This window comes from Micromonospora sp. NBRC 110009 (assembly GCF_030518795.1).
Classification (GTDB): domain Bacteria; phylum Actinomycetota; class Actinomycetes; order Mycobacteriales; family Micromonosporaceae; genus Micromonospora.
In genome coordinates, this window is the sequence record NZ_CP130427.1 from 1,972,769 (window position 1) to 1,984,713 (window position 11,945).

Genomic DNA, 11,945 nt, shown 5'->3' on the forward strand with positions numbered 1-11,945 from the left:
GTCACACCTCCCTGGAGTCCGGGCCGGCGACGACGTTGGCCGGCTCCCGCTCGGCGACCACGCGCCTGGTGCGCGGGCTCGGTGGTACCTGAAGATCCATCGGCGGCAGCGGGAAGCTGCCGTGCGGCCGGCTGTTGACCTGCTCCTGCAGCGTCGGCCTCGGCGCCTTCTTCCGGCTCGGCCAAAAGAGCGTGGCCAGCAGCAGCACGCCCGCGCCGATCGCGGTGTAGGTCAGCCGGGACTTGGTGTCGAAGTCCTCGATCGAGCGCAGCCCGCTCAGCACGAGGATCCAGACCAGGTTGATCGGCAGCAGGACCTTCCAGCCGAAGCGCATGAACTGGTCGTACCGGAGCCGGGGCAGGGTGCCCCGGAGCCAGACGAAGACGAAGACCAGGATGATCACCTTGCCGAAGAACCAGAGCATCGGCCACCAACCCGAGTTGGCGCCCGCCCAGAGGGTGATCGGCCACGGTGCCCGCCAGCCGCCGAGGAAGAGCGTGGTCGTGACCGCGGACATGGTCACCATCGAGACGTACTCGGAGAGCATGAAGAGCGCGAACTTCAGCGAGCTGTACTCGGTCATGAAGCCCGCGACCAGCTCCGACTCCGCCTCGGGCAGGTCGAACGGGGCCCGGTTGGTCTCACCGACGGTGGCGATGAAGAAGATGATGAAGCTGGGCAGCAGCAGGATCGCGTACCAGCCGGGGGCCGGAATCTCCTGGCCGAACAGGGTCACCCGGGTGGCGTCGCCCTGGGCGGCGACGATCCCGCTGGTGGACATCGTGCCGGCGGTCATGAACACCGCCACGATGCTCAGCCCCATGGCGACCTCGTACGAGATCATCTGGGCGCTGGACCGCAGACCGCCGAGCAGCGGGTAGGTCGAGCCGGAGGCCCAGCCGCCCAGCACGATGCCGTAGATGCCCATCGAGGAGCAGGCAAGGATCACCAGCACCGCCACCGACACGTCGGTGACCTGGAGCGGCGTGTGGTGGCCGAAGATGCTCACCATCGGGCCGAACGGCACCACCGACAGCGAGGTGACCGCGCAGATCACCGAGATGGTCGGCGCGAAGAAGAAGACCACCTTGTCGGCCGTCCGCGGGAGGATGTCCTCCTTGAAGGCCATCTTCAGACCGTCGGCGAGGGTCTGCAGCAGGCCGAACGGGCCGACCTGGTTCGGGCCGGGCCGCACCGCCATGCGGCCGACCACCCGGCGCTCGAACCAGACGCCGAGCAGCGTGGCCAGCAGACCGAAGACGAAGGCGAAGACGATCTTCCCGAGGACCAGCCACCACGGGTCCTTGCCGAAGTCGGCCAGCGTCGGGTCCTGCGCCGCGAGGTAGAGGTTCACTGGGCACTCCCGGTGTTGAGGAGCGGACCCGGGCGACCGGCCAGATCCGCGGCGAGCGGAGCGGCGGAGATCCGCACGATCTCGCCGGACGTCGCGCCGAGGCTGCGCCGGACGGTCGAGCCGGGTGAGTTGGTCGGCAGCCAGACGACGCCGTCCGGCATCTCGGTGATGGCCGCCGGCAGGGTGACCGCGCCGCGGTCGGTGCCCACGGTCACCGGGTCGCCGTCGGCCACGCCGAGCGCCTCGGCGGTGCCCTTGCCCAGCCGGACCACCGGCGGGCGGGCGGTGCCGGCGAGGTGCTCGTCGCCGTCGGTGAGGCTGCCCAGGTCGATCAGCTGGTGCCAGGTGGCCAGCACGGCCTCGCCGGCACCGGGCTCCGGGACGGCGGCCGGCTCGACCGTCGGCGTGGCCGGACGGTCGACCCGGGTCGGCGGCAGCGAGCCCAGCTCCCGGCGGACGCTCGTCACGTCGCCGGTGCCGAGCCGGACGTCGAGCTGCGCGGCGAGCGCGTCGAGCACCCGCCCGTCGTTCATCGCGTCGGTCTCCAGCACCGCCTCGAAGGGGCGCAGCCGGCCCTCCCAGTCCAGGAAGCTGCCGGCCTTCTCGACCACCGGGGCGACCGGGAAGACCACGTCCGCCCTGCGGGCCACCGCGCTCATCCGCAGCTCCAGGCTGACCAGGAAGGGCACCGCGTCGAGGGCCTGCTCGGCCAGGCGCGGGTCGGCCAGGTCGGCCGGGTCCACCCCGGCCACCACCAGGGCGCCCAGTTGACCGTTGGCCGCCGCGGTGAGGATGCCGTCGGTGTCCCGGCCGGCCTGGCTCGGGATCACCCCGGCCGCGATGTCCCACGCCTCGCCCAGCTCGGCGCGGGCCGCCGGCTCGGTGACCAGGCGGCCGCCGGGAAGCAGGTTGGGCAGGCAGCCCGCGTCGACCGCGCCGCGGTCGCCCGCGCGCCGCGGCACCCAGGCCAGCTTGGCACCGGTACGCCGGGCGACGTCCGCCGCGGCGGAGAGCCCGCCCGGCACCGCGCCGAGCCGCTCGCCGACGATCAGGATCGCCCCCGGCTGGCTCAGCGCCTCGGCCACCGTGGCGTGCTCGGCCAGCACGCTGGCCTCCTCGCCGGGCACCACCCGGGCCAGCTTGGCCCCGAGCTTCTCCAGGCCGCGGGTCGCGAACGGCGCGATCGCGTACACCGTGAGCTTCTTCTTCAGGTACGCCTTGCGCAGCCGCAGGAAGAGGATCGGGCACTCCTCCTCCGGCTCCAGGCCGACCAGCACCACCGCGGGCGCCTTCTCCACGTCGGCGTAGGTCACGTCGGTGACCCCGGCGACCGTGCTGGCCAGGAAGTCGGCCTCCTCGCGGGAGACCGGGCGGGCCCGGAAGTCGATGTCGTTGGTGTGCAGCGCGACCCGGGCGAACTTGCCGTACGCGTAGGCGTCCTCGACGGTGAGCCGGCCGCCGGTCAGCACCGCCGTGCCCGGCCCGCCGTCTCGGGCGGCGCGCAGCCCCTCGGCGGCCCGGGTCAGCGCCTCGCTCCAGGACGCCTCGCGCAGCTCCCCGGTCTTCTCGTCGCGGACCAGCGGGGTGGTGAGCCGGTCGAACGCCCGGGCGTACTGGAAGCCCCAGCGGCCCTTGTCGCAGTTCCACTCCTCGTTCACCGCCGGGTCGTCGCCGGCCAGCCGGCGCAGCACCTTGCCGCGCCGCCAGTCGGTGCGCTGGGCGCAGCCGGCCGCGCAGTGCTCGCAGGCGCTGGGCGTGGAGACCAGGTCGAATGGGCGGGCCCGGAACCGGTACTGCGCGCCGGTCAGCGCGCCCACCGGGCAGATCTGCACGGTGTTGCCGGAGAAGTAGGAGTTGAACGGGACGTCCCCCGCGTCGCCCTCCTCGCCGTACGCGTCGTCCCGGTAGATGTTGATCTCCTCGGCGGACGACCGGCCCATCAGGTCGATGAACTTGTCGCCGGCGATCTCCTCGGAGAACCGGGTGCACCGCTGGCAGAGCACGCAGCGCTCGCGGTCGAGCAGCACCTGGGTGCTGATCGGCAGCGGCTTCGGGTACTCCCGCTTGTGCTCGTGGAACCGGGAGTCGGTGCGGCCGGTGGACATGGCCTGGTTCTGCAGCGGGCACTCGCCGCCCTTGTCGCACATCGGGCAGTCCAAGGGGTGGTTGAGGAGCAGCAGCTCCATCACCCCCTCCTGGGCCTTCTTGGCGACCGGGGAGGTGAGCTGGGTCCGCACCACCATGCCGTCGGCCACGGTCTGGGTGCAGGAGGCGACCGGCTTGCGCTGGCCCTCCACCTCCACCAGGCACTGCCGGCAGGCGCCGGCCGGGGCCAGCAGCGGGTGGTCGCAGAAGCGCGGGATCTCGGTGCCCAGCTGCTCGGCGACCCGGATCAGCAGCGCCCCCTTGGGCGCGGTGACCTGGACGCCGTCGATGGTGAGCGTGACGGTCTCGGTCTGCTTGGCTACGTCGGTCATCAGTGCGCTCCCACCAGCTGCTTGTCCGACAGCTTCGGTGCGGTACGTCCCTCGATGTAGTCGAGGTAGTCCTGCTTGAAGTACTTCAGCGACGAGGTCACCGAGCTGGTCGCACCGTCACCCAGACCGCAGAACGAGCGGCCGAGGATGTTGTCGCAGGTGTCGAGCAGGGTGTCCAGGTCCTCATGGGTGCCCTGGCCGGCGAGGATCCGCCGGTAGACCCGGACCATCCAGTAGTTGCCCTCGCGGCACGGGGTGCACTTGCCGCACGACTCGTGGTGGTAGAACTCCAGCCACCGGTAGGTCGCGTACACCGGGCAGTCCTGGTCGGAGAAGATCTGCGTGGCCGTGGTGCCCAGGATCGAGCCGGCCGCCGCCACCCCCTCGAAGTCCAGCGGCACGTCCAGGTGCTCGGCGGTGAGCAGCGGGGTCGACGAGCCGCCCGGGGTCCAGAACCTCAGGTCGTGCCCGGGCTGCATGCCGCCGGCCAGCTCGATCAGCTCGCGCAGGGTGATCCCCATCGAGCACTCGTACTGGCCGGGGTTGGCGATCCGGCCGGAGAGCGAGTAGATCATCGGGCCGGACGACTTCTCCGTCCCCATGGTCTTCCACCAGTCCGCGCCACCGAGCACGATGTACGGCACGCTGGCGATGGTGCCCACGTTGTTGACCACGGTCGGGCTGGCGTACAGGCCGTGGGTCGCCGGGAACGGCGGGCGGAGCCGGGGCTGGCCCCGGAAGCCCTCCAGCGAGTCCAGCAGCGCGGTCTCCTCGCCGCAGATGTACGCCCCGGCGCCGGAGTGCACCACCAGCTCCAGGTCGAACCCGCTGCCGAGGACGTTCCGACCCAGGTAGCCCTTGGCGTACGCCTCCTGGACCGCGTTGCGCAGCCGGCGGGCGGCGTGCACCGCCTCACCGCGGATGTAGATGTAGGCGCGGTTGGCCCGGATCGCGTACGAGGCGATGATCACGCCCTCGACCAGCGAGTGCGGGTCGTGGGTCATCAGCGGCAGGTCCTTGCAGGTGCCCGGCTCGCCCTCGTCGGCGTTCACCACCAGGTAGTGCGGCTTGCCGTCGCCCTGCGGGATGAAACCCCACTTGAGACCGGTCGGGAAGCCCGCGCCGCCCCGGCCGCGCAGCCCGGAGTCCTTGATCAGCTGGATCAGGTCGTCCGGGTGGGCCTTGAGCGCCTTGCGCAGGGCGGCGTAGCCGTCCAGCTTCTCGTAGGTGCCGATCCCCCAGGCGTCCGGCGACAGCCACCGCTTGGTCAGCACCGGCGTCAGCTTGGCCAGCGTCTCCGGCCGAGGAGTGGTCACTTCTGGACCCCCGTTTCGCTCGCGACCGCCGGGCCCGCGCCGTTGGCGCCCGTCCCGGCCTCCGCCTCCTTGAGGTTGCGCTGCTGCGCCCCGGCCTCGTCGCCGGCCGGCTTGCCGTCACCGGCCGGCGCGTTCGCCGCCGCGCCGGCGGCCTCCGCCGCCTGCGCGTCACGCGGTGCCGGCGGCGTGCCGTCCGTCGGGACCTTGGTGCCCGGGGCGTCCGGCACGGCGGTGCCCGCGTCCGGCTGCCGGGTCTCGGCGGTACGCACCTGCGGCGACTTGGCGTCCGGCGCCTTGACGTCCGGCGCGGTGCTGCCGGTGGCTGCCGCCGGCTTCGCCGGCTCGCCCGCGCCGGCGTTGCCGGCAGTCGGGGCGGGCTTGGCCGGCTCGACCGGAGGCTTCGCGGCCTCGGTCCTGGCCTTCGCCTCGGCGGCGGCCTTGTCGGCCTCGGCCTTGCTGCGGATCGGGGTGTTCGGGTCGAAGCCCGGCACCGAGATGCCGTGCTGCTCGGCCAGGTGCAGGCCGCGCAGGGTCGCCGCGCCCGGCCCGCCGTCGGCCACCGCGCCCTCGCGCTCGTCGGCGAAGCCGGCGAGCTGGACGGCCATCTCCTTCAGCGTGCAGAGCCGGGCGCCCCGGGTCGGCATCGGCCGGCCGCCGGCGCGCAGCTCCTCGACGACACCGAGCGCGCTCTGCGCGTCGACATTGTCGAAGAAGTCGTAGTTGACCGTCATCACCGGGCCGTAGTCGCACGCCGCCAGGCACTCGGCGTGCTCCAGGGTGATCTTCCCGTCCTCGGTGGTCTCGTCGTGCCCGACGCCGAGGTGCTCGGCCAGGGTGTCGTAGACCTCCTGGCCGCCCAGCACGTTGCACATCGTGTTGGTGCAGACGCTGACCAGGTAGTCGCCGGTCGGCTTGCGCTTGTACATGGTGTAGAAGGTGGCCACCGCGCCGACCTGGGCCTTGTTCAGGCCGAGAACCTCGGCGCAGAACTCGACGCCGGCCGGGGAGACGTAGCCCTCCTCGGACTGGACCAGGTGCAGCAGCGGCAGCAGCGCCGACCGGGACCGGTCGGCCGGGTACCGGGCGATGATCTCCCGCGCCCGGGCCCGGGTCTCTTCAGTGAAAACGGTCATCGGTCACAACCACCCATCACGGGGTCCAGCGAGGCGCCACCGGCGATCACGTCGGCGATCAGGCCGCCCTCGGCCATCGCCGGGAGGGCCTGGAGGTTGACGAAGCTCGGCTCGCGGTAGTGCACCCGGTAGGGCCGGGTGCCGCCGTCCGAGACGGCGTGCACGCCCAGCTCGCCGCGGGGCGACTCGATGCCGACGTACACCTGGCCCGGCGGGACCCGGAAACCCTCGGTGACGAGCTTGAAGTGGTGGATCAGCGACTCCATCGACTGACCCATGATCTTGGCCACGTGCTCCAGCGAGTTGCCCATGCCGTCGACGCCGATGGCGAGCTGCGCCGGCCAGGCGATCTTGCGGTCGGCGACCATCACCGGGCCCGGCTTGAGCCGGTCGAGGGCCTGCTCGACCAGCTTCAGCGACTCGCGGATCTCGGCGAGCCGGACCAGGTAGCGGCCCCAGACGTCGCCGTCGGTGTGCGTCGGCACGTCGAACTCGTACGTCTCGTAACCGCAGTACGGCATGGTCTTGCGCAGGTCCCAGGCGAGGCCGGCGGAGCGCAGCACCGGACCGGTCACCCCGAGCGCGAGGCAGGCCGTCACGTCGAGGACCGCCACGTTCTTCGTCCGCTCGATCCAGATCGGCTGGCCGGAGAGCAGGTCCTCGTACTCCTTGAGCTTCTTCGGCATCAGCTTGAGGAAGTCACGGATCTTGACGATCGCGTCGTCCGGCACGTCCTGCGCCACGCCGCCCGGCCGCACGTACGCGTGGTTCATGCGCAGGCCAGTGATGGTCTCGAAGATGTCGAGGATGTACTCCCGCTCGCGGAAGCCGTACAACATCATGTTGATCGCGCCCAGCTCCATGCCGGTGGTGGCCAGCCAGACCAGGTGCGACGAGATCCGGTTGAGCTCCATCATCAACACTCGGATGGTGGTGGCCCGCTCGGTGATGTCGTCGGTGATGCCGAGCAGCTTCTCCACCGCCAGCGCGTACGCCGTCTCGTTGAACAGCGGGGAGAGGTAGTCCATCCGGGTCACGAAGGTCGAGCCCTGGACCCAGTTCCGGTATTCGATGTTCTTCTCGATGCCGGTGTGCAGGTAGCCGACGACCGAACGGGCCTCGCGGACCGTCTCGCCCTCCAGCTCCAGGATCAGCCGGAGCACGCCGTGCGTGGACGGGTGCTGCGGACCCATGTTGACGACGATCCGCTCGTCGTTGATCGGGTCGGTGCCGGAGACGACCTGGTCCCAGTCCCCGCCGGTGACGGTGAAGACCTTGCCCTCGGTGGTCTCGCGCTCGGTCGCGTAGTTCGACGTCGTCACTGGTACGACCTCCGCTTGTCCGGCGGCGGGATCTCCGCGCCCTTGTACTCGACGGGCACACCGCCGAGGGGGTAGTCCTTGCGCTGCGGGTGCCCCTCCCAGTCGTCCGGCATGAGGATCCGGGTCAGGTTGGGGTGGCCGTCGAAGACGATGCCGAACATGTCGTACGTCTCCCGTTCCTGCCAGTCGGCGGTCGGGTAGACGGCGGTGACGCTCGGCAGGTGCGGGTCCTCGGCGGAGACCGCGGCCTCCAGCCGGACCTGGCGCCGGTAGGTCATCGAGGTGAGCTGGTAGACCACGTGCAGCCGGCGCCCGTCGGTGCCCAGGTAGTCCACGCCGGACACCGAGGAGCAGAGCTCGAAGCGGAGCGCCAGGTCGTCGCGCATCACCTGGCAGACCTCGGCGATCCGCTCCGGGCGGACGTGCAGGGTCAGCTCGCCCCGGTCGACCACGACCTTCTCGATCGCGTCGCCGAACTGGGGGTACGCCTCCTCCAGCGCGTCGCGGACCTCGTCGAAGTAGCCCCCGTACGGCCGGGCGGCCTCCTCGATCGGCTTGCGCTGGCGGACCAGGCCGCCGAAGCCGGAGACGTCGCCGGTGCCCTGATTGCCGAACATGCCGCGCCCGGCCGGGCTGGCCGGCGGGTACTCCGCCGGCGCGGTGCTGCTGGCGCCGGCCGGGGTCGTCGGGACCGGCACGCCGCCGTCGTTGTTCTTGTCGTTCCGTGCCGTCACTTCGGGCCCCCCTGCGACTGGAGGTGGTTCTGCGCCTTCATCCAGTTCTCGATCCGCAACTGCTCCTCGCGCCCCTCGCGGACCGCCTTCGTCCACTCGGCGCGCCGGGCCTTGTCGTTGCGGTACGACGACGGCATCGAGCCGTAGGGCACGACGGGCACGTCACCGCGCTCCTTGCGGGCCTCCAGCATCTTGCGGCCGTTCGCGCCCAGCGGCTCGTACATGATCTTCTCGCGGAGCTTGAGCACCGCGTCGATGAGCATCTCGGGCCGGGGCGGGCAGCCCGGGAGGTACATGTCGACCGGCACGATGTGGTCGACGCCCTGCACGATGGCGTAGTTGTTGAACATGCCGCCGCTGCTGGCGCAGACGCCCATCGAGATGACCCAGCGGGGCTCGGCCATCTGGTCGTAGATCTGGCGCAGCACCGGGGCCATCTTCTGGCTCACCCGGCCGGCCACGATCATGAGGTCCGCCTGCCGCGGCGAGGCCCGGAAGACCTCCATGCCCCAGCGGCCCATGTCGTAGTGCGGACCGCCGGCGGCCATCATCTCGATGGCACAGCAGGCCAGGCCGAAGGTGGCGCCCCAGACGGACGACTTCCGCGACCAGTTGACCAGCTTCTCCACGGAGGTGAGCAGGACGCCGGCCGGGAGCTTCTCCTCGATGCCCATCTGACGTACCTCCCTCAGTCCCAGTCCAGGCCGCCGCGCCGCCAGACGTAGGCGTAGGCGACGAAGACCGCGACGATGAACAGGACCATCTCCACGAAGCCGAAGATCGGCAGGGCGTCGAAGGAGACCGCCCAGGGGTAGAGGAAGATGATCTCGATGTCGAAGACGATGAAGAGCATCGCCGTCAGGTAGAACTTGATCGGGAACCGGCCGCCGCCGACCGGCTGCGGGCTCGGCTCGATGCCACACTCGTACGCCTCGAGCTTGGCCTTGTTCAGCCGCCGGGGACCGGCGAATCGGGCGGCGGCCACGGAGAACAGCGCGAACCCCGCGGCGAGGGCGAAGAGCCCGATGATCGGTGCGTAAGGAGAGAGCGTCATCGTTGTCTCCTGCTCGTCCTTCCCTGACCTCGGTGGTTAGCGAAAATCACACTATTCACGTCCCTCACGACCTCGGCCAGCGGGGGTCGATCTTTGTCGGCCCCGGGGCGCCGTCGCCCCGGGGCCGGTGGTCTACACGGCCGGAGCCACCCTCGTCATCGCGTTGATGATCCGGTCCATCGCGTCCCCGCCCCGCGGGTCGGTCAGGTTGGCCAGCAGCTTGAGCACGAAGCGCATCAACATCGGGTGCGGCATGCCGTGCCGGGTGGCCAGCCGCATGACCTCCGGCCGGCCGATGAGCTTCACGAAGATCCCGCCGAGCCGGTAGTAGCCGCCGAAGCGCGCCTTCAGCTCCTGCGGGTACGCCATCAGTGCCCGCTCCCGCTCGGCGCCGGCCGGCCGGGCGAGGGCCTGCACCGCCACCTCGGCGGCCAGCTCGCCGGACTCCATCGCGTACGCGATGCCCTCGCCGTTGAACGGGTTGACCATGCCGCCGGAGTCGCCGACCAGCAGCACCCCGCGGGTGTAGTGCGGCACCCGGTTGAAGCCCATCGGCAGCGCGGCGCCGAGGATCGGCCCGTCCGCGTTGGCCTCGTCGGTCATCCCCCAGTCCTCGGGGGTGTTGGCCAGCCAGTCGGTGAGCAGCCGGCGGTAGTTCGTCCTGCCGAAGGCGGCGGAGGAGTTGAGCACGCCCAGGCCGGCGTTGACCCGGCCGTCGCCCAGGCCGAAGATCCAGCCGTACCCGGGGAGCAGCGCGTCGCTGCCCTTGGCCCGCAGCTCCAGCCACGACTCCAGGTAGTTGTCGTCGTGCTTGACGGGCGAGCGGTAGTAGCGGCGGACCGCCACGCCGATCGGCCGGTCCTCCCGCTTGGCCAGCCCGAGCGCGAGCGGGAACCGGCCGGAGACGCCGTCCGCCGCGACCACCAGCGGGGCGTGGAAGGTGGCGGGCTCCTTGTCCGGACCCACCTCGGCCTGCACGCCGATCACCCGGTCGTCGGCGTCGAGCACCGGCCCGATCACGTTCACGCTGGTCCGCAGCTTCGCCCCGGCCGCGACCGCCCGCTGGACGAGCAGGTCGTCGAAGTCGAGTCGGGTCCGGACCAGGCCGTAGTTGGGGAAGCTGGCCAGGTCGGGCCAGTCCAGTTCCAGGCGTACCCCGCCGCCGATCACCCGGAGGCCCTTGTTGTGCAGCCAGCCGGCCTCGGGCGAGGTGTCCACGCCCATGCGGATGAGCTGCCGGACGGCCCGGGGGGTGAGCCCGTCGCCGCAGACCTTCTCCCGGGGAAACTCGGTCTTCTCCAGCAGCAGCACGCGGACGCCGTGCCGCGCCAGGTGGTACGCCGTCGCCGATCCTCCGGGACCGGCGCCCACGACGATCACCTCGGCGTCGTTCTCCACCGCGGTCATCTGCGCCTCCTCCCGCACGCTCGTGAAATGGTTCACAAGCCGATCGGGTTGGAGTCTATGACCGGGGTTACACCTGTAGGCGGTGAGGGGTACCTAACTTCGTAGAAACACGCCGGTAGGCGTCCACTTCGGGCGTCACGGGTGGGCGGGAGTGGCAGGTCCGAGCCCGGCGTCGACCCGGATCGTCTCCGGCAGGTGCTCGCGCAGCGCGCCGCCGGCCGCCCGGTCGAGCGCGGCCAGCACCTCGGCCACCACCTGCCGCACGTCGGCCGGGTCGGCGCCGGCCAGCTCCCTGAGCTGCGCGATGAGTTCCGCGGCGTCGTCGTCCGTGGTGCCCTGCTCTGCTCCCGTCATGGGGCAGAGCGTACGGGACATAGTGGAGCAAAGACGGATATTCACGAAAGAGGTGGTTTTGGCCGGGTGGAGTCCCGGCCCGCCCTCAGTCCCGGACCGCCCGGTGCAGCGCCACGATGCCGCCGGTCAGGTTGCGCCACCCCACCCGGCTCCAGCCGGCCGCGCCGATCCGGGCGGCGAGCGCCGCCTGGTCCGGCCAGGCCCGGATCGACTCGGCCAGGTAGACGTACGCGTCGGGGTTGCTGGAGACCGCCCGGGCCACCGCCGGCAGCGACCGCATCAGGTACGACAGGTAGACCGTGCGGAAGGCCGGGTTCACCGGCGTGCTGAACTCGCAGACCACCAACCGGCCGCCGGGCTTCGTGACCCGGGCCAGCTCGTGCAGCGCCGCGTCGGTGTCGCTCACGTTACGCAGCGCGAAGGAGATGGTGACCGCGTCGAAGCTGGCGTCGGCGAAGGGCAGCCGCAGGGCGTCCCCGGCCAGCAGCGGCACCTGCGGACGGGTCCGCTTGCCGGCGTGCAGCATGCCCAGCGACAGGTCGGCGCCGACCGCGTACGCCCCGGAGTGGGCCAGCTCCTCGGTCGAGACGCCGGTGCCCGCGCCCACGTCCAGCACCCGCTCGCCCGGGCGCAGCCCGAGCGCCGCCCGGGTGGCCCGCCGCCAGAACCGGTCCTGCCCGAACGACAGGACGGTGTTGGTCAGGTCGTAGCGGGCCGCCACGCCGTCGAACATCGCGGCGACCTCGTGCGGCTGCTTGTCCAGGCTGGCGCGCTGGCCCTGAGGGGTACGGCTC

At 71.4% G+C, this 11,945-nt stretch carries 11 protein-coding genes; all 11 read right to left on the reverse strand.

Features of this window, described 5'->3' with window-relative positions:
- Nucleotide 1 precedes the first annotated feature (1 nt).
- Nucleotides 2-1,354 (reverse strand): NADH-quinone oxidoreductase subunit NuoH, encoded by a 1,353-nt coding sequence (gene nuoH / locus Q2K19_RS09400; protein WP_302769528.1) that lies wholly within the window; start codon nucleotides 1,352-1,354, stop codon nucleotides 2-4.
- Nucleotides 1,351-3,831, reverse strand: coding sequence for an NADH-quinone oxidoreductase subunit G (locus tag Q2K19_RS09405; RefSeq protein ID WP_302769530.1), 2,481 nt, complete (start codon nucleotides 3,829-3,831; stop codon nucleotides 1,351-1,353). Before Q2K19_RS09405 ends, nuoH begins: the two co-directional genes overlap by 4 nt.
- Nucleotides 3,831-5,147 carry an NADH-quinone oxidoreductase subunit NuoF gene (nuoF, locus tag Q2K19_RS09410; RefSeq protein WP_302769532.1) on the reverse strand — a complete coding sequence of 439 codons (1,317 nt, stop codon included), beginning with the start codon at nucleotides 5,145-5,147 and terminating at the stop codon, nucleotides 3,831-3,833. Before nuoF ends, Q2K19_RS09405 begins: the two co-directional genes overlap by 1 nt.
- Entirely contained in the window at nucleotides 5,144-6,280 is a 1,137-nt protein-coding gene (nuoE, locus tag Q2K19_RS09415) for an NADH-quinone oxidoreductase subunit NuoE (protein WP_302769535.1), read from the reverse strand. Before nuoE ends, nuoF begins: the two co-directional genes overlap by 4 nt.
- On the reverse strand, nucleotides 6,277-7,602 hold the full coding sequence (locus tag Q2K19_RS09420) for an NADH-quinone oxidoreductase subunit D (protein WP_302769536.1): 1,326 nt from the start codon (nucleotides 7,600-7,602) through the stop codon (nucleotides 6,277-6,279). Before Q2K19_RS09420 ends, nuoE begins: the two co-directional genes overlap by 4 nt.
- A complete protein-coding gene (locus Q2K19_RS09425; protein WP_302769537.1) occupies nucleotides 7,599-8,336 on the reverse strand; it encodes an NADH-quinone oxidoreductase subunit C in 738 nt (245 codons plus the stop codon). Before Q2K19_RS09425 ends, Q2K19_RS09420 begins: the two co-directional genes overlap by 4 nt.
- Nucleotides 8,333-9,010 (reverse strand): NuoB/complex I 20 kDa subunit family protein, encoded by a 678-nt coding sequence (locus tag Q2K19_RS09430; protein WP_091261240.1) that lies wholly within the window; start codon nucleotides 9,008-9,010, stop codon nucleotides 8,333-8,335. The genes Q2K19_RS09425 and Q2K19_RS09430 overlap by 4 nt, the downstream gene beginning before the upstream one ends.
- Nucleotides 9,011-9,024: 14 nt before the next feature.
- Nucleotides 9,025-9,390 carry an NADH-quinone oxidoreductase subunit A gene (locus Q2K19_RS09435; RefSeq protein ID WP_073834101.1) on the reverse strand — a complete coding sequence of 122 codons (366 nt, stop codon included), beginning with the start codon at nucleotides 9,388-9,390 and terminating at the stop codon, nucleotides 9,025-9,027.
- A gap of 132 nt (nucleotides 9,391-9,522) precedes the next feature.
- Nucleotides 9,523-10,797: a geranylgeranyl reductase family protein gene (locus Q2K19_RS09440; protein WP_302769545.1), complete on the reverse strand. Its 1,275-nt coding sequence runs from the start codon at nucleotides 10,795-10,797 to the stop codon at nucleotides 9,523-9,525.
- Nucleotides 10,798-10,932: 135 nt separating this feature from the next.
- On the reverse strand, nucleotides 10,933-11,151 hold the full coding sequence (locus tag Q2K19_RS09445; RefSeq protein WP_302769546.1) for a hypothetical protein: 219 nt from the start codon (nucleotides 11,149-11,151) through the stop codon (nucleotides 10,933-10,935).
- Nucleotides 11,152-11,236: 85 nt separating this feature from the next.
- Nucleotides 11,237-11,884: a demethylmenaquinone methyltransferase gene (locus Q2K19_RS09450; protein ID WP_302772377.1), complete on the reverse strand. Its 648-nt coding sequence runs from the start codon at nucleotides 11,882-11,884 to the stop codon at nucleotides 11,237-11,239.
- Nucleotides 11,885-11,945: the final 61 nt, after the last annotated feature.